A 22,657-nucleotide genomic window follows, 5' to 3' on the forward strand; every position below is an offset into this window, starting at 1 on the left:
TAAAAATTATGTCATTTCTTGGTGATTACTTCCATATTAAACAGAATTGGGATGAAAGAGGATATGGTATTTGTCTTATTTTCATTGAGAGACTTTTGTGCTAGTTTTTAAGGAGATAAGAGGTAGAAAATCATTTTTAGTAGATAAGAATGGATTTTAAAGGTATAAATCCTATTATAAAGTTACCAGTCCTCCTTATGTTTTAGGAGATATCTATTTTTCAGGAGGAATTTACTAGTGTTTTGACCTTGTTGGTGCTTATGAAGAAGTTCTAATCCTCATGAAGAGCATCGGGATTAGAGATCGAGGCATATCATCACATAAATTAAAAAGGGAATCATATAAAAATTGAACATGATCATATAAAAAAAGGTAGTCATCATATAAAAAATAGATATCATCACATAAAAATCAAAAATCTGGAAACCCCTGTCTCATCATCCTTTTAACAAATTATACTTTCTGACCACATTTAATAAGAAAAGCCTGTCGCATTCGACAGGCCTTCTTAATTTCATCCATGTTTATAGTATTCTTGTTTTGCTTCAGCAAGGACACGCAAAGGGAGTTTATCAGCTAGTTTAAACGCCTCTTTTTCGTTCAACTCCAAAGCAGTTACGAGCTTCTCAATCTTTTCTTCAGAAGGAATCATTCTTCCTTTTTCAATATCTGCCATGTATTGAGGAGTTATGCTCAATCTTCTTGCAAGCTCTGATTTGCTCAAGCCTTTCTGTTTTCTTGAAGTTTCGATATACTTGCCAAATTCACTCATTTTTGTTTACCTCCTTCTCTTTTGGAATAATTCAGTAAAAAATGCATGATGATATACGCCGCCAACCTGCTCGTCATATTCCGAAAGTCAAGGGTAGGATCAATCTCGACGATGTCCATTCCTTTAACAGAAGGATTTTCCGCAAGCCAGCCCACGCCTTCAATTAATGATTCGCTGTCTAAACCACCTGGTCCAATTGCCGGACAGCCTGGAGCATACGCCTGATCCAGAACATCCATGTCTAAAGAAATATATATGTTGTCTGTTGTCTGTTTTAACTGTTCAACTGATTTTTTCAATAAGGAAAGCAAGCCTTCTCTTCTGATATCCCCCATTTTAAAAACGGTGACACCTTGCTCTTTTGCATATTCATGATAAAGCTTGCCATTTGAAAAATCACGGATACCAAGCTGGACGAGCTGGTCACCATTAATTACACCTTTTTCAATCAGCTGCCGAAATGGCGTTCCATTTGAAGGACCACCGTCTTCCGTATTTCTAAGATCAAAATGTGCATCAAATTGTATGATACCCACTTTTCCTCTCGATTCCTGAAAAGCTTGAATTGCACCTGCTGAAACAGAGTGGTCTCCACCCAAGGTAATGAGAAACGCTTCCTTGTGCTTTTCCTGAATTTCTTTTAACACGGAATAAATACGAGACTGAGATTGAATAAGTTCGGTAACATGCATTTCAATGTCACCAAAATCAGTGATTGTATGATTCCACATGTCTGTTTCTTCTTCAATGCTATAAGTTGAAAAGGAATGCATCATTGATCGGATGGTCTGTGGAGCCATGTACGCTCCTGAATGAGAAATGGATGTTTTGGAAAGTGGCGCACCTGCAATTGCAATCCCTTTCACTTCTTCCCCACTCCAAGACTTGAGCAGCTGACCTCCCTTTTTTATTCCACGATCGGTAAATGGCGGTTCGCCTGATTTACGAAGAAAGGGTATAGTTTGCATGCATGTCTCCCTTTCCTGCAACAACTTTACCGCTTTTCCATACTTTATTAACGTGATTAACACCATAGTGATACGGAACATATTTATAATTCGGCACGTCCCATAAAACAAGATCAGCACTTCTTCCTTCTAACAAGCTTCCAGCAACATCACCTCGTCCGATCGCATAAGCTGCGTTAACCGTCACCGCGTTCCAAATTTCTTCTGGTGTCATTTTTAGTCTGAGTGCAGCCAAGTTCATGATAAACTGAATATTTTCTGTTGGTGAGCTTCCAGGATTAAAATCAGTCGACAGCGTTACTGCCGCTCCGCTTGAAATCATATCACGTGCTGGTGCAAATTGATCTTTTCCTAAGTAAAAGGTCGTCCCAGGCAAAAGAACAGCAATCGTATCTGACTGACCGAGCATGCGGACGCCTTCCTTACTCGCTCCTACTAAATGATCTGCCGAAATCGCGCCAATCTCACACGCCATTTCTGTACCGCCGAGAGGATCAATTTCATCTGCGTGGATTTTCACGCCAAAACCAGCTGTTTTCGCTTTTTGTAAAAAGTTTCTAGATTGTTCAACCGTAAACACACCTGTTTCACAAAAAATATCTACGAATTCAGCTAAACCCTTGTTAGAGATTTCATTGAGCATAGATAACATCTCTTCTAAAAAGGCATCTGGTCGGCCTTTATAGTTTTCCGGAATGGCATGAGCTCCTAAAAAAGTGGAAACGAGATCTATGGGGTGAGCTTCATTCAGCTTTTTAGCCACTCTCAGTTGCTTTAACTCTGTTTCTTTATCAAGACCATAGCCACTCTTTACTTCCATAGTTGTAACCCCATATGTTAAACATCTGTTTAAATGAAATAATCCTTTTTCGAATAGAGCTTTTTCGCTTGTTTCTCTTGTAGCTTTGACAGTGGACAGAATTCCGCCGCCTTGTGCAAGAATTTCAAGATATGGAACTCCTTGCTGCTTCAGTGCAAGTTCATGTTCTCGTGATCCCCCAAATACAAGATGTGTATGGGGATCAACTAATCCTGGTGATAAAAGCTTTCCTGTCCCATCAATCGTTTCTTTAGCCTGTAAGTGAGCTGCTTCTTCTTGGGTGCCCACAAACGTAATCTTGCCACCTTTAATACCTATAGCCCCATTTTCAATGACCTTTAGTTTGTTCATTTCACTTCCGCGAAGTGGTCTTCCTTCACTGTAAGGAACGACAATCTGTGTAGCGAAAATTATTGTATCCAGCATCATTTACACTCCTCCATATTAGTCATTATTAAGTAAGTTAATCTGCACTGTACTCGCAACATGATCGCTTTTCATCTTGCTCTCGCAAGTAATTGTTTCCGTTTTAGGATGCTCGCTTTCCGGGGGGCGTGCGGTGAGCCACCTTGGCAGATTGCGCTAGCTGTCTCACCTGTCACGCTGATCCCCCAGGAGTCTCACACCTTGCACTCTATTCAATCGACAATGAAGATAATGAAAAAAATGGTTCAAAAGCAACAATCTTTTAGAGAAGACCCTTTAGAGAAGAACTTTATTTATTAAGCATCGGAAGGTCTACGCCTTTTTCTTTTGCTGTTGTAATGGCAAGATCATATCCTGCATCAGCGTGTCTAACAATCCCCATACCCGGGTCACTCGTTAACACGCGTTCCAATCTGTTTGCAGCCTCTTCTGTTCCATCTGCCACGATAACCATTCCTGCATGAAGGGAATACCCCATTCCAACACCACCACCATGGTGTACAGAAACCCAGCTTGCTCCATTTACCGCATTGATCATCGCATTTAAAATCGGCCAGTCTGCAACCGCATCACTGCCATCTTGCATCGCTTCTGTTTCTCGGTTTGGTGAAGCGACTGAACCGCAATCCAGATGATCACGTCCAATTACGATCGGTGCTGACAGTTCACCACTTGCTACCATCTCGTTGATAATTTTTCCAAACTTCGCACGCTCTCCATACCCTAACCAGCAAATACGCGACGGCAAGCCTTGAAATTGCACTTTTTCCTGAGCCATCTTAATCCATTTGCAGAGATGCTCATTATCACTGAATTCCCGCAAGATGACTTCGTCCGTTTTTCTGATGTCTTCAGGATCACCAGATAGCGCAACCCATCTAAAAGGTCCTTTTCCTTCACAGAAAAGCGGTCTGATAAATGCAGGAACAAAACCTGGGAAGTCAAAAGCATCTTTTACACCTTCATCAAAAGCGACTTGTCTGATGTTGTTGCCATAATCGAAAACGACAGCACCTTTCTTTTGCATATCCAGCATCGCTTTTACATGAATCGCCATTGATCTCTTTGACTTCTCGATATATTGGTCTGGGTTGCGTTTTCGAAGTTCTGCTCCTTCTTCCATGGATAAACCTGTTGGCAAGTAGCCATGTAACGGATCATGAGCCGATGTCTGGTCAGTTACAAGATCAGGAATCTCTCCTATCTCAATAAGTTTTGGTAAAAGTTCAGCTGCGTTTCCTACTAGTCCGATTGATAATGGCTCACCTTTTGCGGCATATTCTTTTGCCATCCTTAGTGCTTCTTCTAAGCTGTCAGTCTTTTTATCTAAGTATCTTGTATCAAGGCGGCGTTGAATTCTTGTTTCATCGACGTCTATCGCGATTACAACACCGTCGTTCATCGTAACGGCTAAAGGCTGTGCCCCCCCCATTCCACCAAGTCCTGCTGTTAGAGTAATCGTGCCTTTTAATGAACCGTTAAAATGTTTGCGGGCAGCTTCCGCAAACGTTTCATATGTTCCTTGCAGAATCCCTTGTGTTCCAATATAGATCCAGCTACCTGCTGTCATTTGTCCGTACATCATAAGGCCTCTCTTTTCTAGGTCACGGAACGTTTCCCAATTGGCCCAAGCAGGTACAAGATTGGAGTTAGCTAGCAGTACACGCGGTGCGTCTTTATGAGATTTAAAAACAGCAACAGGCTTCCCAGACTGAACAAGCAACGTTTCATCGTTTTCAAGCCTTTCTAACGTTTCTACGATTTTGTGATACGACTCCCAGTTTCTGGCTGCTTTCCCTATCCCTCCATAAACGACGAGCTCATCCGGATTTTCTGCCACTTGTCCGTCTAAGTTATTCATGAGCATGCGAATTGCAGCTTCTTGAACCCAGCCTTTTGCTGAAAGCTTTGTACCTCTTGCAGCTGATATAGAATGTTTTACGTTTGTCATGTAAAAAAACCTCCTTTTAGTGTGCTAACTTTTGAGTTTTTGTGCCAATTAAGATGTCATTCCAAGAGCCATCCAAAATCCACGAGGCCACAGCCTCCATATCACGGTGAAACATGCGGTCACATTGAATCGTCGGACAAACTTTTCTTCCGTGTTCATAAACTTTTTTCGTTTTTGGAGCAAGTTTTTCAGGTCCTCTAAAATCTGCTGCCTGCATGGCACAGATCAGCTCTACAGCAAGTACTCGTCGGGCATTTGCAATAATTTGAGCAGCATGTCTGGATGCAATCGTCCCCATACTTACATGATCCTCCTGATTAGCAGATGACGGAATAGAATCCACACTCGCAGGATGCGCTAATGTTTTATTTTCCGATACAAGTGATGCGGCAGCATATTGCATAATCATGGCACCAGATTCAAGTCCAGGGTTCGGGCTTAAAAAACCAGGTAGATCATTTAGCTGCGGGTTTACCATCCGCTCGATGCGCCTTTCTGAAATATTCGCCCACTCTGCTGCGGCAAGCTTTAAGAAATCCATCGCAAACGCAATAGGCTGGCCATGAAAATTTCCGCCTGAGATAATCTTGTTTCCATCATCAAAAATAAGCGGATTATCGGTTGCTGCATTCATTTCGATCTCCAGTTTTTCTTTTACATACCCGAGAACTTGCCAAGAAGCCCCGTGGACTTGAGGAATGCACCTTAAGGAATAAGCATCCTGGACCCTTATTTCGCCTTGTTTTGTCGTTAGTTGGCTGCCATCTAAGTAGCTTCGCAGCCTGCTTGCCACTTCTACTTGTTCTTTGTATCCTCTTGCAAGATGAACATCTTCATCAAAAGCATCTGTAATGCCTCTTAGACTCTCCGTCGTTAAGGAAGCGATCGCATCTGCCATAAGACCAATTCGTTCAGCCTCAAGAAAAGCTGCAATTCCTTGAGCGGTCATCGCTTGAGTTCCGTTGATTAATGCAAGCCCCTCTTTAGCTGTTAAAACGACAGGTTCGATTCCAGCCTTCAATAATGCGTCGTGACCGGTCATCCGCTCTCCCTTATAATAAGCTTCCCCTTCACCTACTAAGACGAGAGCTAAATGTGATAACGGAGCAAGGTCACCACTAGCTCCAAGCGAGCCTTGCTGGGGAACAACAGGATGCACGCCATGAGAGACGAGATCCAACAATCTTTCAATCACAATTGGACGAATACCAGACAATCCTTTTAAAAGGGCATTCGCTCTTAAGATAAGCATCAAGCGGCTAATCGTTTCTGGGAAAGGATCACCTATTCCGCAAGCATGACTGCGGATTAGATTTAACTGTAATGTTTCCACATCATCCCTAGATATAAATACGTCACTGAATTTACCAAACCCAGTCGTGATGCCATACACCACTTTTCCGGCAGAAACGATCTCTTCTACTGCTTTCCGGCTGTCAGCCACTTTTTTCATACTTTGTGGACACGCTTCTACAGCCTCGTTCTCATGCAGAATTCGTTTTATTTCTTCTATTGAAAGCGTATTTCCAGTTAAAGTAACCATGTTTATCCCTCTTTTTTTTATAGTCCCTTACCAAACAAAAAGAGCGCACTCAAAAGAAAACCTTTTGAATACGCCCCCTCATCACTAGTTACTATGGGCCATTTATTTAAATATGATTAATTCCAAGTCCGATCGCTTCATGCTCCAGTCCTTTTACAGGAGCTCCAATCGTTCCATAAAGTGCGACAGCAATCCAGTCGCCTTCTTCCTTTTTCTCGTAAGGGTTTCCACGAACAACAATAAAACGCAAACCCACCGTTCTAAGCACCGTTCCTAACTGAACCTGCCCTCTCGTCACACCATGAAAGGCTTCCATGATGGCATGATAGAGAGAATGTGTTTCCCGATAGATCCCGCTTTGAATCACATTTTCATTTTTGGCCGCTGTTTCAATGGCAGCTACTACTTTGTGTGAATCCATAGAACCGGCTTTGCCTGTGCAATACTTCCAGCCCTGTTCTTCAATCTGGGGCAGATAGCTCTCATCGAGTACTCCTAACATAGCCATCTTTCCAATAAGCTTTTCATTAGATAATGCCATATGAATGATTCTCTCTTTCTCTTACGACTAATAACTACTTACAGTGTATGCGTTTACATTTTGTCCGTCAATTCCCTTTCAACAACTTATCACGTCACTAGAGTAAAGAAATTCGGACGTATAATCTATCAATCTATCGGTAAAACTAGTTGTAAGAAAAATTAGAAATGAGGGTTGCAGGATGTTACATGTACAAAAAGAAATTACACTTGCTTCAATGGCAAGAACTCCGCAGTTTGAAGAAGATGTGAATGACTTTTTTATTGCCTATGACAAAGAACATAACCCTTTATTACTTTTACCTACAACAAAGGGTTTTCTGCCAGATGGACAACTATATGCAATCGCCTTTTTAAAAAAAGAAAACAATTCTTATCAATTTACACTCTCTGATAAGATTATGCCTTTTAATCTGGATCATGCCACACTCATTCATGATCAGCTTGGGTTCTTTTTTGGCCCACAAAACAATATGCTAGAAAGCTTTTTTAAAGGCGATACGTTCGGTGCTTATGTTGTTTGGTCCAAAAATATGGTAAAACAACTAATCAATGAGACGCTCCAAAATATGAATAATACTTCAGATGATAGACAGCGTGAAAAACATAAGAACCGTTTAACTCTTCTTCTGCAGGCATAAGACCATTTTTATGAAGATGATAGGTGTTCACGATCAGTCCCTTTCTTTTTATACTGTTTACGTATAAAGGTCGTTATAAACAAGAGAGGGATATAACTCACAGATAAATAAAAACCCGTAATGTTTGTATAACTGTTTAATACGTTAATTTTATAACGGTTGTCCAAGTAAATGCACATCCCAAGAATAACAGCTAATAAAGCAATCAGTGTGTAATGCTGACGAACGTTTAACATTAATTTCGCTACACGGCTCGAACACCAGATTGCCAGTGTAATGTTTGGAAGGATAACGAGACACCATATGGAAACAAAAATAAAATCAAAGCGTTCAACGAAAGATACTTGCACAATCTTAACCATAGACAGCGTCCCCCATATGTTTCGGGCAAGCTGTTCCTCACTGAAGAAGGCAAACGAAAACAATGTTACGAGAAGATACATCATAAACGTAAAAATATTGGCATGGTGAGCAAATTTTTGTGACTGTTTCGCATTGCGAATAAATGGATAGAAAACAAGCAATGTTTCAAAACCTAAGTAGCTCAACATCATATTTTTGGATGCTGTTAAATAATCTTTTAAGTTCTCATCAAAAACCGGCAGCAGATTGGAAAAGTGAGTGTATTCTAAAGGAGAGATCAACAAGAAGATCAGCCCTAACGGAATAACTACTCCTAAAAAGCAGATGCCTGTTACAGTCCGGAAACCAGCAACGACGACATAATACGCTAAAACGAGAAATACGATTGCAATTTTCCATGTATTTAGAGTGGGAAACATCCAAACTTGAATGACTTCGATATATGTTCTGAGTACGGTTATCGACCATAAAAGAAAATATAAAACAATAGCAAGGTTAAAGATGTTTCCAATTACGCCGCCAAACAACGTTTTATGAATCGTTACAATATCTCCATCGCCATTATCAAGAACATAATAGATCATCCAGATCAGAATATGAATATACACAGCTGCGATGATTACTGCAATCCAAGAATCATATCCTGCATACTTCGCAATAATTCGTTGATACCCTAATACCCCGACACCAATTTGTTCAGAATGCACAAGAAAGAACACTAGAAAGGGAGATACAAGAAACGCTTTTTTAATTTTTTGCAAATGCTCTCACCCTTTCCTATGACTGATTAAATCTTGTCTTATCATTCCCAACAAAAGTGCGATTATCCCATTATTAGCCAAAAAAAAGCTAACTCCAAAGGCAGTTTACAACCTTTAAGAGTTAGCTCTTTTGTTTTATCCTGTAAATACTTCACCGTCAGGATAACGTATATTTTCTTTTGTTTGTTTGGCAAGACTGAATGCAAGTGTCAGTGGTCCAAGCTTACCGAACACCATAACCGTACAAATCACGATTTTACCGATAAGAGTAAGGTCAGGTGTTAATCCCATACTGAGTCCAACGGTTCCAAATGCAGATATGACTTCAAAAAGAATGAGCATAAAAGAGGTATCTTTTTGCACATAGGTGACAAGAAACAAGGCAACAAAGATAAATAATATCGATATCGTCGTAATCGCTAATGCTCGATAGACTACAGCATTGCGAATAGTACGTCTCATGATGACCGTGTCTTCCTTGCCTTTTAAAAAGGCCGAAACGGTAAATAGAATCACTACAAAGGTTGTAAGCTTGATCCCGCCGCCTGTTGAGGTGCTTCCTGCTCCAACGAACATGAGCAGAACCATTAGTAGTGACGTATCTGGATTAATCGCTGTCATATCAATCGAGTTAAAGCCTGCCGTTCTCGGAGAGACTCCTTGAAAATAGGCTGCCCATAGTTTATCAGTACCCGTCAACATTCCCAATGTCTTCGGGTTATTAAACTCAAATAAATAGAAGAGCAATATCGCTAATATATTTATTACAAGCGTGGACATAATCATAACCTTTGAGTGCAGAGAAAGCTTTTTCCACTGACGGCTTACCCAGAGATCAACCAACACCGTAAACCCTATACCACCTGTAATAAAAAGGAGCGAGATCACCATATTTACCATAGGATCGCCAACATACCCCATCAATCCATCAGGCCAAAGAGCAAACCCTGCATTGTTGTAGGCAGAGATCACATGGAAGATGCTATAATAAACCCCTTTTAGAAATCCCATATCAGGAACCCATCGTAATGACAAGAAAAATACGGCTATCGCCTGTATACTGATCGAAAAGAGGAATAGATTTCGGACAAGCCTTATAACCCCACCGATCGAAGGCTGATTCAACGCTTCTTGCATCAAGACTCTTTGTTTGATCGAAATTTTTCTTCCCATCATAATAACGACGAGAGAAGCAAAGGACATAACGCCAAGTCCGCCCACTTGAATTAAAAATAAGATGACGATTTCACCAAATAACGTAAAGGTCGTACCTGGGTCTACAGTAGCAAGACCTGTTACTGTAGCCGCAGATGTGGCAATAAAAAAAGCATCGACCCAAGACAATGCTTTTTCATGTGCTACCGGTAATTTTAACAAACACGTTCCCATAAAAATCAGAAACAAAAAAAGCATGGCTAAGAATTGTGGCGGATTTAATTTTATCGGGTTGTGCAAAAACCGCTTAGAACCTTTTACATGCAGTGCCAAGGCTTACACTCCCTCATCCTCAAAGCGGTTGAGATCTTCATTACGTCCGATTACAACGAGAACATCTCCGTATGCAAGCTCTACGTCCGCAATTGGGGAAACCAGAATATCATCTCCACGTTTTATAGCAACAATATTACATCCAAAGCGTGCTCGAACGTCTAAATCAGTTAACGTTTGGTTGACTAGTTTATCTGTTACACCAATCTCAACAATGCTATGTTCCTGGGATAATTCAATAAAATCTATAATCTTCTCTGAAGAAATAAGCTGAGCTACCCGAAGTGCCATATCACGTTCAGGGTGAATAATGCGATCAGCTCCTAGCTTTTCCAGTACTTTATGGTGGTAATCATTTTGAGCTTTCACCCAGACTTTACCTACGCCAGCTTCTTTTAGTAATAAGGTTGTTAAGATACTCGCTTGAATGTCTTCACCGATTGAGACGATTACATGGTTGAAGTTTCTGATCCCAAGCGACTTCATAACCTTTTCATCCGTAGAATTTGCCTGAACAGCTTGAGTTGCACTAGTAGCAAACTCATTCACTTTTTCCATATCCTTGTCAATTGCCAGAACATCATAGCCCATTTTTGCAAATTCTCGGCAAATACTGCCTCCAAATCGTCCTAGACCAATAACGGCAAACTGTTTTTTCATAATTCTATTCTCCCCTTAAGCTCAATGAAGTTTTGCTTGGTGTTCTCTAGCCTTGCTGGTTAAGAGGCTAAAACTTCGTGTGAAAACAAAAAAAGACCACACAAAAAAGCGGGTCTGGTTATTCACCTTTTTGACCTCTCCAGTGACATGACGCTTACGGGGTTAGCTGTCGGATTAGGGATTGGAGTATCCCTTTTTGCAAAAAGCAAAATTCACCCCAAAAGAATGGTTCCCCCGTTTTACGGCCTTCTTTAATAGAAGAAAAAGCTGTAAATTCAGCGATCTAAAGCCTGCTAAATTTTGAATTACATATACTGTAATCCTCCATGTTTTAATTGTCAATCCATTTTTAACATGTTAACAAATACTTTACATATTTCCTGAAAATTGAAGTCCAATGACGATGAATCCAATCAGCCAAACGTATATAGCAAAGCCTTTAAGTGTCCCGGTCTGAAGCAGTTTGATCATCCATTTTACCGCGATATAACCGAACAGAGCAGATGCAACTGTCCCGACTAAAAGCGTGCTGTATGAGAGAGGTGGGGCCGTTCCAGTAAACAAGTCTTTTGACTGCAGTACAACTCCGCCCGCAATAGAGGGGATCGATAATAAAAAGGAAAAATATGCTGCGGTCTTTTTATCAATCTTACAGAACAGGGCAGCTGCAATCGTTAAACCTGATCTTGAAACCGCTGGCAGGATTGCCGCTCCTTGAAAGGTTCCAATCACTAGGGCGTCTCTGATTGTAATTTCTTCTACACCTTTATAACCATTGCGTTTGAAAGAATCTGCCCACCAAAGCAACAACCCTGTGATCAAAAATTCCCAGCCTACAGTAACCCCCGTTTTAGAGATCTCTTCAAAAAAATCCTTGAAAGCGAGGCCGATAATCGCAGTCGGAATCGTACCGACGATAAGAAGAATTCCCGTGCGGCTAAACGGCTTTTTCATAACAGACAATATCTCTTTTCCGTAAACGGTCATAACAGCTAGCAACGTGCCAATATGGAGCATACTATCGAGAAAAAGCCCCGCTTCTTCTAAATCAAATAACTGTCTGCCAAGCAGCAGATGGCCAGTCGAACTTACAGGCAGAAACTCAGTTAAGCCTTGTACGATCCCTAGAATAAGGGCTTCAAGCCAGTCCATAAAAAAATCCCCCTCTATTAGATTGTCTCGTACAACCTATTCATAAGGGGAATTTTGTATACCTTTTGTTTTTTGATAAGCGTCTAAATACCTTAGAGAGATTACACTAGAGGACGCCTGAAAAAAGACGGGCAAATGACTCTTTCGTCCTTTCCCAAAGACCTCTTTTATAGAATTCAACAGGACGCAATTTTGCAGATTCTTCAATATCTTCTTTATATTGTTCTACAAGATCATTTACAGAAGATGTGTTCAATAAGAATACATTCACTTCAAAGTTTAAATGGAAACTTCTCATGTCCATGTTAGCCGTTCCAATTGATGCTGTATCTCCATCAACAATAATGACTTTTTGGTGCATAAACCCTTTTTTATAAGAATAGATTTCAATGCCTGAGCGAAGCAGCTCAGGGAAATAAGAACGTGTTGCATATTGGGTTAAGAACCCGTCGTTGATCTCTGGTACCATCAAGCGGACTTGCACACCTTTTTTGGCAGCTACTCTCATGGCCGTTCGGATGGCCTCATTTGGAACAAAGTATGGCGTCGCAATCCAAATTGATTTTTCCGCACAAGAGATCAATGAATAATACAAATCACTCATAATCCCAGATTGCGTATCAGGTCCACTCGCCACCACATGAACGGTTCCGTCTCCATTACTTGCTATCGGTGTCGTTAAATGTGGATCTTCTAGCAAGTCCTCTCCACAAACATACTCCCAGTCCAAAAGAAAGATCGCATGCAAAACTTGAACCGCTTCACCCAGCATAACTAAATGAGTGTCCCGCCAAAAGCCGATTTCCGGGTCTTCTCCTAGATATTCAACACCCACATTCAAACCGCCGACAAATCCAATCTTGCCGTCAATTACAATAATTTTCCTATGGTTTCTAAAATTTAGTTTTTGGTTAAAGAATCCATATCTCACCGGCAGGAACGCTTCAACTAATATCCCGGCCTTCTTCATCCGATCGATATCATGCTGCTGCAAAGAAAGACTTCCTATCCCATCGAACAAAAATCTTACCTTCACACCTTCTGACGCTTTTTGAATGAGAATGTCGATAATTTCTTTGCCTAGCCGATCTGAGCGAAAGATATAATATTGGATGTGTATATATTCTTTTGCTGCCTGTAATTGTTTGATGATCTCTGGAAATGTCTCATTTCCGTTCTTTAAAATTTTAGTTGATGTAAACCGGTTTATTCGAGTGAGAGTAATATGATGGGCATGCTTCGCAAAACATACTTGATGCCTGTTCAAATCGCTAAAATCGGGTTTTTCATCCTGTTTGGATACCCGGATCCATTCATCCCTGTCGTTTTTACGCTTCGATTTAAACAAATGGCCTTTCAAGTACAGCTGACCTGAATACAGATAAAACATATAGCCTATAAAAGGAAATAAGATTAAAACATAAATCCATAAAAGCGTATGCTGTGCTGTTCGATTTTCCAGCATTAAAGAATAAATCGTATATAAAATAACCGCAACATACAGGAGCCCAAATGCTGTTTTAATAATTACATATCCATCTGCAATGAAAACGATGTATAGTGAGATCAGTAATAATAAAGTGAGAAAAAATTCCCAGATACGTTTCATGCCATAGCTCCTTTTTCTCAATCTGTTTTATTCTCTTCTTTATTCCCTTCCACTTGCAATTAAAACAAGCGTACCTCTCTTTTTATACCATTTTTGCTTACTATTTGCAGTATCCATACATGTTATGAACGCAAAATCTCAAAGTAATGACACTTAAGGTATTTTTCCTCTATAAGGTAACGTTTCGATGAGTCGAAACAAGGACCCTTTTATACATGAGGGGGTATTCTGAATTGAATTCATATGTGCAATCCACAAAATTCGGGCTCCAATCCAGAAGTTTTAGGCTTGAATCCAAAAATTTTAAGCCTCAATCCACGAGTTTTTATTATTTATCCACGAGTCGACATTTTTCGACAAGCCCAATCAGGAGGATACCCTCATTACAAAAGACTCCAGAGGGGATAACCCTTCTGGAGCCAGTCTCGTTTACTCAGCATTCACATCTTTTTGCTTCCAATAGTATTCTGCAACGGCTTCTGCAACCGCTTCTGCACTTCTGTAGAGCTCATCCATATTATTATCGACTCCACCAAACTCAATTAAGATGGCATTTTCAGATAAATCCTGGTTGTAAACACCATTCGTGCCTTCCGATTTATTCTTTCCGATGACTGCCCTGCTTAAGCTTGGGTATTTTTTGTTTAGGATATTATGAATTTCTTGTGCCATAATCTGGTTTTTTTCAAAGCTGGGATTGCCTTTACCGATGACAAACAGTACTTTAGCATAGGATTTTCCATTTATCGTAGCCGTTGTCGTTTTTCTTCGGGAGGAGTCTCGGTGGAGGTCAAAGATTAATTGCAGATCAGTATTGCTTGCCAGAGCACTCTGCACTAATGTTCTCGACATCGGATAGCTCTTACGGTAGTCCGCATTATTCTTTCTTAATAATGCCGTCATATCTGTCATGTCTACGGAAGCACCGATTCCTCTTGATTCAAGTTCTTCACCTAGCTTTTTCCCTACCATCGTGATATTCACTTTGGAGTGGATGGCATGATCCGGATTCGTTACACCTTTCAAGTGGGGTAAGAACGATTCCCAGCTGTGAGAATGATAAATATAGGCTACTTTTTTCCCGCCAGTTGTTTGACCTGGTGGATTTTGCGGTTCGGAAGGTTCTGGATCCTCGAGCCTTTCAATATCCTGTACTTCTGCATCTTCACCGCTCAATAGCAATTCCATCGGTGGCGGTGATTCGTAACCGATGTTCGTGTAATCGGTACCTTCTCCGGCAACGATGATTGTTGAATCATAAAGAGCGAATCCAGGTAATTCATTGCCTAGTAAGCTGCGGATGTCCCCAGGTTTAATGCTTGTTGTCAGCTCTAGCAATATGCTTGATAGCGCTGGCGGTTCACTCTCCTTTGGAAGCTCTTGAGTAAAATAGCGGTTTTCCCAGCCTATAAAATAGACGAGTGCTTCTCCTGAAAACTCCGTTAACCACTTGTGCATGGTCGAAGAACTCAACCTGTATTTATGCTCGAAAGATGTGATGAAACTCGTGGCAATCACGATAAACAGCATGGCTCCTGCTAATAAGATGGGCAAACGTTTCATATTTACTTGCGGGGTTAGCATATCTCGTCCTCCACTTCATAAATCGTTTCTATCACATCCTATGCAGGTGCAAAATCAAATAGAATAAAATCTATGAAAAAATAATAGAGGCGCTTATGGTTGATCCTACTCCTCTGATAAAAGCAAAAAACCAGCTAAAATCAGCTGGTCTTTGTTGAAATCATGTAACTTTCTTCTGTTGGGTTTCCATTGGCTAGCTTTTCATAAATATTAATAAACATGCCTAATTCTTCTGGAGACAAATGGTTGAGATAGTTGCTGATAGAGTCCACTCTCTCATTTTCTGCTTCTCGTAAAACTTCATTTCCTTCTTCAGTAATTTCAAGGTATACGATTCGCCTGTCGAGGTCACTTCGATATCGTTGTACAAACCCTCGTTTAAACAAACGATCCGCTCCGACAGTAATAGCACTTGGCTTAACACCCATATATTCAGCTAATTTTGATACGGTCCATTTATTTCTTACACATAACGTTTTTAAAAGTACAAATTGTGTTTTCGTTAACTCTTTTTCAATCGCAATATCTGGGTGTAACCGTTTTGACACGATGTAATGTACTCTTTCCAATCTCTCAACATAGGATTTCAAATCCTTATTCCCCATACTGTGAACCTCCAACCTAGTTGTAATGTCGAGCCTTATACTAACATTATACAAGAATTTTCATAACATTTGAACTATTTTTTACAAATAATATGTAAAACGATTGACAAATGGTATATATTAACAGTATTATGCATTTAAATAAATTTGAACGTTTAAGGAGTTTTAAACATGCAGGAAATTTATTATATTAGGGAAATTGAACAGTTGAAGGTTATCAGTGATCCGCTTCGCATTAAAATTATGTGGGAGCTCATAGATGAGGCCAAGACTGGCAAGATGTTAGCAGATATTTTAGAGGTCCCAGCCCCTAAAATTCATTACCACCTAAAAGAGATGGAACGTGTACGTTTATTGACGGTTGAAAGAACGGAAGAAAAAAACGGAATTATACAAAAGTTCTACAGACCTGTTGCAAAGTCTTTTTCGATTGAAGAAATTCTTCCTGATCAGCGTCACGCTGTCAAAGATGAATTATCAGATGCATTAAAGGAAAACATTCTCGTGTCATTAGATAAAACAAAATCGATGATTCGGAAGTTAGATCCTGAAGTTCTAAGCCATACAGATTCACCCCTGAAATTTGGTTACAGTCATCTGAAATTGTCACCTGAGCAGCTGAAACAGCTTCATGAGATGTCAAAAGAAATTTCCGAACTGATCTCTGAGTTCAAAAAAAACGAAACGGAAGACGGTGAAATGTATCACTACCTCATGCTTTCGTTTCCGTTAAAAGAAACGCCATATCCAGAAGAGGGGATGGATTGAGATGACACAAGTATCCGCAATAAGTGAACAATCTGTAAAAATGGTGTCTCTTTTTAAACAGCGGTCTTTTCTATTCATCTGGGCAATCACGATATGTTCTTCCTTTTCCATCGCAATCTTTCAATTTTCCCAAAGCTGGTACGTTGTTAAAACACTCGACAAAGAAGCTTCGTTAGGGATTGTTTTTATTGCAGCAAATGTTCCGAGAATCTTATTTATGGCAGTCGGCGGCGTCCTAGCAGACCGAATGAGCCGGACAAAAATCTTATACATCTCCAACTTTTTAAGAACGCTCTTACTTTGCGGTCTGCTCGTACTGCTTGCAACAGGACATCTGTCTCTTCTATCCTTAATTATTTTCGGCTTGTTTTTCGGAGCATTAGATGCATTTGTTTGGCCAGCAAACGGCTCATTATTGCCAAACATCGTCGATGATTCTCAGTTAACACGTGCTAATTCGGTGATTCAAACCACACAGCAAAGCTCACTCATACTAGGTCCGATGATCGGTGGACTGCTTGTTGCCAGCAGTGGCGGGTATTTGCTTTCATTTGGAGTACCAGCTGTTATGTTGTTCCTTTCAGCGATACTCGCTTTTTTATTGAACGTGCCTGCTTCTGACACTTCAACTCACAAGAAACCAGGAATGTGGCAATCCATCAAAGAAGGCTTGGATGTCGTGAAACAATCTTCATTTTTAAAAGCGCTTTTCTTAAGTACGATCTTCTTAAACGTTTTTGTTATTGGACCTTTGATGATGGGGCTGCCAATCTTCGTCAAAAACGTTTTGAACGGTAATGCCCTCGACTTTAGTTTTATTGAAGGATCGATGGCAGCAGGCATGCTCGTAAGTTCGGTTATCATCGGGATATTAAACATCAAACGAAGACGAGGACTAATGGTTACATCCTCCCTGTTTACAATGAACATTTTCTTTTTTCTCTTTAGTCAAAGTTCCACATTATATGTATGTATGCTTACGATATTTTTTATTGGCGTAACATTTCCAGCCACGAACATTCCGCTTATCTCCGCGGTTCAATCTTCCGTTGATAAAAAGATAATGGGCAGATTGATGGGACTTTTGACTATGGCAAGTATGGGACTCGCACCTCTTTCCCTTGCCGCAACATCCATACTGATTTCCTATGGCCTCACGATTGATAAAATAATGGCTGGTGGAGCCCTTTGTTTAATCGTTGTAAACCTTTTAATTATGTGGAAGTTACCCGCTCTAAGAAAAATGGAATAGAATGAGGGAAATAGGTGAAAGACATAAAAAGGGCTGGCTTCTTAAGATGCAAAATCACCTCTTGAAGCCAGCTTATGCAGACAAGGAATTGACTCAATAATAGTAAAAAACAAAAAATTACATGAATGCCCATGGCACTTGTCCATACCATTTGATACCAGAGTACATATAGTAGGATTGTGAGATATTAATCTCTCCTGTTGGCACCAGCCAGCAGAGCAATTCCCTACCCCCCATTTCTTCATCATGCGTTCGGTTTTCTTTACCATAATCCTATTTTTGGGATTATGGTTTTTTTATGGAGTTTGACGTTAGCCTTCTATCATCACTGAACTGAAAATACTTATTTAGATGCCCTGGAAGTTCACCTTTTTGAAAAACATACTGAATATCTTGGATAGGAATCTCAAGACGGGACAATTCAGGATACAACGGCAATATCTCCTTGGGTTCATACGACTGCTGATAGCTCGTAACCGCTTCATTCGTATCTTTTTCAACCGAAATTCTATAAGCATGAATCTCTTGAATTTGTTGTACCATCATCAAATATTCCGCTTTTAACCGTTCTAGCTGGTCAATTTTTTTCTCCATACTATTTTTAGCAGCATCAAGCTCTCTATCACGTGATGAATAGACCGTTTTAAGATATTCAGACAAGCGGTCGTCTCTATTTTCTTTCAAATAATCGACCTGTTCCATTGCTGCACGCTCTTTTTCCATTACAGCAAGATATTGATTCTTCGTTTCTGTTAGATGCTCCATCGTTACTTTTGAATTCCTAACTCCATACGAATTCAACAAATCTTCATATTCTCTAGAAGCCCATTCTTTTTGTTTATGTAATTGCTGCCACTTTTCGTGTGCTGCCGCAATATCTTTATCGTAATCTTTCTTCATCTGTATAAAATGATTCAACTCAGGATACATAACTATCTCCCTTCGACTTTCACTACTATAGTATTCGAGAAGGAATTGGATTTATCGTCTCGAATAGAAAATAACAAACGTATTAAAGAGAGGTATACCCTATTGAAAATTGTAATTGTGCGCCATTGCCAAGCTGAAGGTCAAGAAAGTCATGCTCCTTTAACTGAAAAAGGAAAAGAACAAGCAAAAGAACTTGCGTCATTTCTAAATCCCTACCCATTTGACCTCATCCTATCCAGTCCATTCTTACGGGCTATTGATACAATCAAACCGTTTGCCGAAATGAAACAGTTGAATATCGAAACCGACGACAGACTCAAAGAGCGGATTTTGTCCGCTCAACACCTTCCCGATTGGAGGAACCTTTTAAAACGTACATATAAAGAAGAACATTTAACCTTTCCAGGGGGCGAATCGACTTATGAGGCAAAACAGAGAGTGAAGTCACTCATAAAGGATATACAAAATAAAACCGATCGTTCTGTTTTGCTTGTTACTCACGGAAATCTGATGAGCTTAATGATCAACCTTTTTGAGCCTTCATTCGGATACGAGGAATGGGCACTCCTATCAAACCCCGACGTTTACTCGGTAGAGCTCTCAAATCATACAGTAACCAAGTTGTGGGTGTCTTAATCTGGTAGTTACTTCCAGACCCCCACCCCTCCTACAAAAGTCCCGAAACCTGTTTACGTAAGATAAATTATTGGGAGGGAATCATCATATGAAAAAGTTAGTTGTAGCATCAGTACTTGGCGCTTCCCTATTCGGCGCAAATGCAGGAATTTCAGAAGCGGCATCTTGTCCGTTTGTTTCTTATAATCATGAGCCTCAGCAGCAGCAAACTGCTCCGGCACCAGAACCACAGCCTCAAGCTGCTCCAGCTCCACAAAAGCAAGCAGCTCCAGCTCCGGCACCTGCTCCTGCTCCACAAAAAGAGCAAGCTCCGGCACCAGCTGAAGAACCAAAGGCTGAAGGAAATGCAGAACTTACAGCAGATGAGCAACAAATGCTTAACTTAGTCAACCAAGAGCGTGAAAAGCAAGGATTACCAGCTTTAAAAGCTGATCCAGAATTAACAAAAGTAGCTCGCGTTAAAGCGAAAGACATGATCGACAATAATTATTTTGATCACAATTCACCAACTTATGGTTCACCATTTGACATGATGAAGCAATTTGGTGTTGAATATCGTACAGCTGGTGAAAACCTTGCAGGTAACTCTTCTGTAGAAGGTGCTCACACAAGCTTGATGAACTCTCAAGGTCACCGTGAAAACATCCTTAAATCTGACTTCACGAACGTTGGTATCGGAGTAGTTGACGGTGGACAATACGGTAAAATGTTTGTTCAAATGTTTAAAGGATAATGAATAATAAAAAGCTTTCCTAGTCAGGAAAGCTTTTTTACATATTTTGATTAACAGGTAGTGAAATAAGAAAATTTGTGCCTTTTCCCTTTTCACTCTTCACATCAATTTTTCCGTTATGATGTTTGATAATATTATTGCTGACCATTAATCCTAATCCAGTACCTTCATTTTTTGTAGTGAAGAAGGGTTTGCCAATTTTCTTAAGGATCGCTTCATCCATCCCGCATCCAAAATCACGTATTTGAATTTGTACATACTCATGATCAGCACTCATTCTCATTTTCACTTCAACGTACATGCCTATTGAAGAAGCTTCAATCGCATTTTTAATAAAATTAATAAAAACCTGTTTGAGCTGCATGGGATCACAATAAATGAGCGGTAGTTGTTCCTCAAACTCAGTTCTGATCTCAATATTTTTTATAATAGCCTGGGTGTTTAATAAATCGACCGTGTCTTTTATAATCTCCTCAGCGCTAGCCAGATCAAAGTTTTGTGTATTGCTTTTTGATAGCACCAAAAATTCTTTTATAATGTGCTCAATCCTGTCAACCTCAGATAAAATGATGGATAAATACTGATTATAGTCATTTGTTTGATTTTGAATCAGCTGAACAAATCCTTTTAGAGAGGTTAACGGATTTCTGATTTCATGTGCGACGCCTGCGGCAAGTTCACCAACAACATTGAGCGTCTCTGCTTTCAATAGTTTTTGTTCTGTTAACTTTTGATCCGTGATGTCTTTTAGAACAGTCACATGTAAATCATCGACGACATCCCCCTGACAAGTATATTCGATCTCTTTTACGAAACCATCTGGTGTTCTGTAACGAAATTCGCCAGAAATCTTTTTGCCAACCATCATTTCTTGCCATTTTTTTCTTATGACTTCTCTTCCATTTTTCATAAAAAACAACTCTGCACTTTTTCCAATCAACTCTTCTTTTGAGAGGTGAAGCAGCTCACACGCTCTTTCGTTTACTTCTACGATCTCCATATTTGAACGACATAACACGATTGCCTCAAGCACATAGTTAAACAGTTGTTTAAACTTCCTCAAATTTTTTTCGTCAGCTGTCTCTTGTTGATCCTGCAAACGAGTCATATAAGAAGTTCCCACTACTTCAATCGCCTCATGATCCTGTCGTGAAACGGGATACAACGTTGTTCGGACTTTTTTATCATTTAAATCGATATCAGCGATTTGGATTTCTCCAGAAAAAGCTCTTTCTAGGTGGGATGTCCAATCCGAAATCAAATCTTTTGAATATAGATCATGAAGTTTTGATCCTGGCAAAGGTTTAACTGAAATTCCTAATACATCAAGCATTGCCCCTGCAGAATATGTATATGAATAAATACCTTTTGTTTCTCTTTTCAGTCCAAATAGATGGATGGGGCAATGTGACAGTGTCGTATTATGAAAATCTGCAATACGTCTTATTTCAACATCTTCATACTGCTTGTTCATCAAGTAGTCCCCTTTTTCTTACAGAATCTGATACATGGGCTGGGCTGTTATGTTTATAACTGGACACTTATGTTTTTTTCGCTAATACCTTTATTTCGACAAAATGACATTTTTCCCTATTGGTCAACTTTCCCATTTTTTCAATATGCTGATACGGGTCTTTAGAAGGAGATTTCTTACATAACTATCGATGCTTTTCGTACAATTACTCCCATTACTGCTGTCGAAGACAACAAAAGCTTTATAACATACGCTGTTATTTCATACTGTTGATTTCTTCCTCCAAAAAATCATAGTTCATAGGACCTATGTGCATTTTTCTGATTATTCCTTGTGTGTCTATAAAATAACTTGTTGGAATCGAAACAGCTCGAAACTGTTTTCCAATGGTGTTCTTCTCATCCAAAGGAATCGGAAATGTGAGCTGATATTCTTCAACAAATTCACGAATTTTTTCTGGTTTTGTTTCAGAATACGCTAAGTTAATTGCTACGATTTCAACATCTTTTTGTTTAAAATCATTATAAAAACGCTGCATTTCCGGCATCTCTTCTCGGCAAGGAGGACACCAAGTAGCCCAGAAGTTTACTATCACTTTTTTTCCTCTCAAATCCTTCAGAGAAAGTGAATTTCCATCCAACGTATTCAGTGTAAAATCAGGAGCTAAACTGCCAGGTTTTAATCCTGTTTGATTTTCTGAGGACGTCTCGTTTCGTGATTCTGCTTCCTCATTCTCTTTTTGAGTTGTATATAAGGCAAGACCTATAAGGGCTGCAAAGACTATGATGATCAATACTGGTTTTAGTTTCAATGAAGATCCCTCTTTTCTTTTTTTTCTTAGTATAGAAGAAATGCTGTTCTTACCGCAAAGGGTCCAACTTCTTTCTAAAAGCCTGTTTACGTAAACTATGTCGCTCTTTAAAGTAGTTGAAAGCAGTTGGTTTTCGTCGCCCTGTGGAAAGCGAGCAACCTGGAGCATAA

General features: G+C 39.9%; 21 protein-coding genes and 1 riboswitch. Of the genes, 5 read left to right on the forward strand and 16 right to left on the reverse strand.

The window, feature by feature from the left end; all coding sequences use genetic code 11:
• Nucleotides 1–514: 514 nt before the first annotated feature.
• The 6 genes from KUV80_RS14525 to hutP all read right to left on the reverse strand — a co-directional run bounded on the left by KUV80_RS14525 (nucleotide 515) and on the right by hutP (nucleotide 7,021).
• Entirely contained in the window at nucleotides 515–772 is a 258-nt protein-coding gene (locus KUV80_RS14525; protein WP_222463454.1) for a helix-turn-helix domain-containing protein, read from the reverse strand.
• A complete protein-coding gene (gene hutG, locus KUV80_RS14530) occupies nucleotides 769–1,740 on the reverse strand; it encodes a formimidoylglutamase (protein ID WP_222463455.1) in 972 nt (323 codons plus the stop codon). The genes KUV80_RS14525 and hutG overlap by 4 nt, the downstream gene beginning before the upstream one ends.
• The gene (gene hutI, locus KUV80_RS14535) at nucleotides 1,715–2,986 is read right to left on the reverse strand and encodes an imidazolonepropionase (RefSeq protein ID WP_222463456.1); all 1,272 of its coding nucleotides are present in this window, start codon (nucleotides 2,984–2,986) and stop codon (nucleotides 1,715–1,717) included. The genes hutG and hutI overlap by 26 nt, the downstream gene beginning before the upstream one ends.
• A 289-nt stretch (nucleotides 2,987–3,275) precedes the next feature.
• Nucleotides 3,276–4,937: a urocanate hydratase gene (gene hutU / locus KUV80_RS14540; protein WP_222463457.1), complete on the reverse strand. Its 1,662-nt coding sequence runs from the start codon at nucleotides 4,935–4,937 to the stop codon at nucleotides 3,276–3,278.
• 16 nt (nucleotides 4,938–4,953) lie between these two features.
• On the reverse strand, nucleotides 4,954–6,480 hold the full coding sequence (gene hutH, locus KUV80_RS14545) for a histidine ammonia-lyase (RefSeq protein WP_222463458.1): 1,527 nt from the start codon (nucleotides 6,478–6,480) through the stop codon (nucleotides 4,954–4,956).
• Between the two features lie 106 nt (nucleotides 6,481–6,586).
• Nucleotides 6,587–7,021, reverse strand: coding sequence for a hut operon transcriptional regulator HutP (gene hutP, locus KUV80_RS14550; protein ID WP_222463459.1), 435 nt, complete (start codon nucleotides 7,019–7,021; stop codon nucleotides 6,587–6,589).
• 181 nt (nucleotides 7,022–7,202) lie between these two features.
• On the opposite strand from hutP, the gene KUV80_RS14555 reads away from it, so the two are divergent.
• Nucleotides 7,203–7,661, forward strand: a complete 459-nt coding sequence (locus tag KUV80_RS14555; RefSeq protein WP_222463460.1) for a hypothetical protein — start codon at nucleotides 7,203–7,205, stop codon at nucleotides 7,659–7,661.
• A gap of 8 nt (nucleotides 7,662–7,669) precedes the next feature.
• On the opposite strand, the gene KUV80_RS14560 is transcribed toward KUV80_RS14555, so the two are convergent.
• From KUV80_RS14560 to KUV80_RS14590, 7 genes are all read right to left on the reverse strand, one after another.
• On the reverse strand, nucleotides 7,670–8,785 hold the full coding sequence (locus KUV80_RS14560) for a GerAB/ArcD/ProY family transporter (RefSeq protein WP_222463461.1): 1,116 nt from the start codon (nucleotides 8,783–8,785) through the stop codon (nucleotides 7,670–7,672).
• 135 nt (nucleotides 8,786–8,920) lie between these two features.
• Nucleotides 8,921–10,198, reverse strand: coding sequence for a TrkH family potassium uptake protein (locus KUV80_RS14565; protein ID WP_222463680.1), 1,278 nt, complete (start codon nucleotides 10,196–10,198; stop codon nucleotides 8,921–8,923).
• A 78-nt stretch (nucleotides 10,199–10,276) separates the two neighbouring features.
• A complete protein-coding gene (locus KUV80_RS14570; protein ID WP_222463462.1) occupies nucleotides 10,277–10,933 on the reverse strand; it encodes a potassium channel family protein in 657 nt (218 codons plus the stop codon).
• A gap of 135 nt (nucleotides 10,934–11,068) precedes the next feature.
• Nucleotides 11,069–11,224, reverse strand: a riboswitch (cyclic di-AMP (ydaO/yuaA leader).
• 78 nt (nucleotides 11,225–11,302) lie between these two features.
• The gene (locus tag KUV80_RS14575) at nucleotides 11,303–12,085 is read right to left on the reverse strand and encodes an undecaprenyl-diphosphate phosphatase (RefSeq protein WP_222463463.1); all 783 of its coding nucleotides are present in this window, start codon (nucleotides 12,083–12,085) and stop codon (nucleotides 11,303–11,305) included.
• 106 nt (nucleotides 12,086–12,191) lie between these two features.
• Nucleotides 12,192–13,694 carry a cardiolipin synthase gene (cls, locus tag KUV80_RS14580; RefSeq protein ID WP_222463464.1) on the reverse strand — a complete coding sequence of 501 codons (1,503 nt, stop codon included), beginning with the start codon at nucleotides 13,692–13,694 and terminating at the stop codon, nucleotides 12,192–12,194.
• Between the two features lie 429 nt (nucleotides 13,695–14,123).
• On the reverse strand, nucleotides 14,124–15,278 hold the full coding sequence (spoIIP, locus tag KUV80_RS14585; RefSeq protein ID WP_222463465.1) for a stage II sporulation protein P: 1,155 nt from the start codon (nucleotides 15,276–15,278) through the stop codon (nucleotides 14,124–14,126).
• Nucleotides 15,279–15,418: 140 nt separating this feature from the next.
• Entirely contained in the window at nucleotides 15,419–15,883 is a 465-nt protein-coding gene (locus tag KUV80_RS14590; protein WP_222463466.1) for a MarR family winged helix-turn-helix transcriptional regulator, read from the reverse strand.
• Between the two features lie 171 nt (nucleotides 15,884–16,054).
• On the opposite strand from KUV80_RS14590, the gene KUV80_RS14595 reads away from it, so the two are divergent.
• The gene (locus KUV80_RS14595; RefSeq protein WP_222463467.1) at nucleotides 16,055–16,651 is read left to right on the forward strand and encodes an ArsR/SmtB family transcription factor; all 597 of its coding nucleotides are present in this window, start codon (nucleotides 16,055–16,057) and stop codon (nucleotides 16,649–16,651) included.
• Between the two features lies 1 nt (nucleotide 16,652).
• Nucleotides 16,653–17,903, forward strand: a complete 1,251-nt coding sequence (locus KUV80_RS14600; RefSeq protein ID WP_222463468.1) for an MFS transporter — start codon at nucleotides 16,653–16,655, stop codon at nucleotides 17,901–17,903.
• A 285-nt stretch (nucleotides 17,904–18,188) separates the two neighbouring features.
• On the opposite strand, the gene KUV80_RS14605 is transcribed toward KUV80_RS14600, so the two are convergent.
• Nucleotides 18,189–18,833: a hypothetical protein gene (locus KUV80_RS14605; protein ID WP_222463469.1), complete on the reverse strand. Its 645-nt coding sequence runs from the start codon at nucleotides 18,831–18,833 to the stop codon at nucleotides 18,189–18,191.
• A gap of 102 nt (nucleotides 18,834–18,935) precedes the next feature.
• Here KUV80_RS14605 and KUV80_RS14610 point away from each other — a divergent pair, with 102 nt between their 5' ends.
• Both KUV80_RS14610 and KUV80_RS14615 read left to right on the forward strand, forming a co-directional pair.
• Nucleotides 18,936–19,469: a histidine phosphatase family protein gene (locus KUV80_RS14610; RefSeq protein ID WP_222463470.1), complete on the forward strand. Its 534-nt coding sequence runs from the start codon at nucleotides 18,936–18,938 to the stop codon at nucleotides 19,467–19,469.
• An 88-nt stretch (nucleotides 19,470–19,557) separates the two neighbouring features.
• Nucleotides 19,558–20,202 carry a CAP domain-containing protein gene (locus KUV80_RS14615; RefSeq protein WP_222463471.1) on the forward strand — a complete coding sequence of 215 codons (645 nt, stop codon included), beginning with the start codon at nucleotides 19,558–19,560 and terminating at the stop codon, nucleotides 20,200–20,202.
• A gap of 37 nt (nucleotides 20,203–20,239) precedes the next feature.
• On the opposite strand, the gene KUV80_RS14620 is transcribed toward KUV80_RS14615, so the two are convergent.
• The gene (locus KUV80_RS14620) at nucleotides 20,240–21,676 is read right to left on the reverse strand and encodes an ATP-binding protein (RefSeq protein WP_222463472.1); all 1,437 of its coding nucleotides are present in this window, start codon (nucleotides 21,674–21,676) and stop codon (nucleotides 20,240–20,242) included.
• A 256-nt stretch (nucleotides 21,677–21,932) separates the two neighbouring features.
• Nucleotides 21,933–22,487, reverse strand: a complete 555-nt coding sequence (locus tag KUV80_RS14625; protein WP_246625232.1) for a peroxiredoxin family protein — start codon at nucleotides 22,485–22,487, stop codon at nucleotides 21,933–21,935.
• Nucleotides 22,488–22,657 lie beyond the last annotated feature (170 nt).

Source organism: Fictibacillus nanhaiensis, assembly GCF_019801215.1.
GTDB classification, from domain to species: Bacteria; Bacillota; Bacilli; order Bacillales; family Fictibacillaceae; genus Fictibacillus; species Fictibacillus nanhaiensis_C.

Bases quoted from the DNA above. Each gene is read 5' to 3' on its own strand.
- KUV80_RS14525 (WP_222463454.1), bottom strand. From the start codon at position 772: ATGAGTGAATTTGGCAAGTATATCGAAACTTCAAGAAAACAGAAAGGC.
- hutG (WP_222463455.1), bottom strand. From the start codon at position 1,740: ATGCAAACTATACCCTTTCTTCGTAAATCAGGCGAACCGCCATTTACC.
- hutI (WP_222463456.1), bottom strand. From the start codon at position 2,986: ATGCTGGATACAATAATTTTCGCTACACAGATTGTCGTTCCTTACAGT.
- hutU (WP_222463457.1), bottom strand. From the start codon at position 4,937: ATGACAAACGTAAAACATTCTATATCAGCTGCAAGAGGTACAAAGCTT.
- hutH (WP_222463458.1), bottom strand. From the start codon at position 6,480: ATGGTTACTTTAACTGGAAATACGCTTTCAATAGAAGAAATAAAACGA.
- hutP (WP_222463459.1), bottom strand. From the start codon at position 7,021: ATGGCATTATCTAATGAAAAGCTTATTGGAAAGATGGCTATGTTAGGA.
- KUV80_RS14555 (WP_222463460.1), top strand. From the start codon at position 7,203: ATGTTACATGTACAAAAAGAAATTACACTTGCTTCAATGGCAAGAACT.
- KUV80_RS14565 (WP_222463680.1), bottom strand. From the start codon at position 10,198: ATGCTTTTTTTGTTTCTGATTTTTATGGGAACGTGTTTGTTAAAATTA.
- KUV80_RS14570 (WP_222463462.1), bottom strand. From the start codon at position 10,933: ATGAAAAAACAGTTTGCCGTTATTGGTCTAGGACGATTTGGAGGCAGT.
- KUV80_RS14575 (WP_222463463.1), bottom strand. From the start codon at position 12,085: ATGGACTGGCTTGAAGCCCTTATTCTAGGGATCGTACAAGGCTTAACT.
- cls (WP_222463464.1), bottom strand. From the start codon at position 13,694: ATGAAACGTATCTGGGAATTTTTTCTCACTTTATTATTACTGATCTCA.
- spoIIP (WP_222463465.1), bottom strand. From the start codon at position 15,278: ATGCTAACCCCGCAAGTAAATATGAAACGTTTGCCCATCTTATTAGCA.
- KUV80_RS14590 (WP_222463466.1), bottom strand. From the start codon at position 15,883: ATGGGGAATAAGGATTTGAAATCCTATGTTGAGAGATTGGAAAGAGTA.
- KUV80_RS14595 (WP_222463467.1), top strand. From the start codon at position 16,055: ATGCAGGAAATTTATTATATTAGGGAAATTGAACAGTTGAAGGTTATC.
- KUV80_RS14600 (WP_222463468.1), top strand. From the start codon at position 16,653: ATGACACAAGTATCCGCAATAAGTGAACAATCTGTAAAAATGGTGTCT.
- KUV80_RS14605 (WP_222463469.1), bottom strand. From the start codon at position 18,833: ATGTATCCTGAGTTGAATCATTTTATACAGATGAAGAAAGATTACGAT.
- KUV80_RS14615 (WP_222463471.1), top strand. From the start codon at position 19,558: ATGAAAAAGTTAGTTGTAGCATCAGTACTTGGCGCTTCCCTATTCGGC.
- KUV80_RS14620 (WP_222463472.1), bottom strand. From the start codon at position 21,676: ATGAACAAGCAGTATGAAGATGTTGAAATAAGACGTATTGCAGATTTT.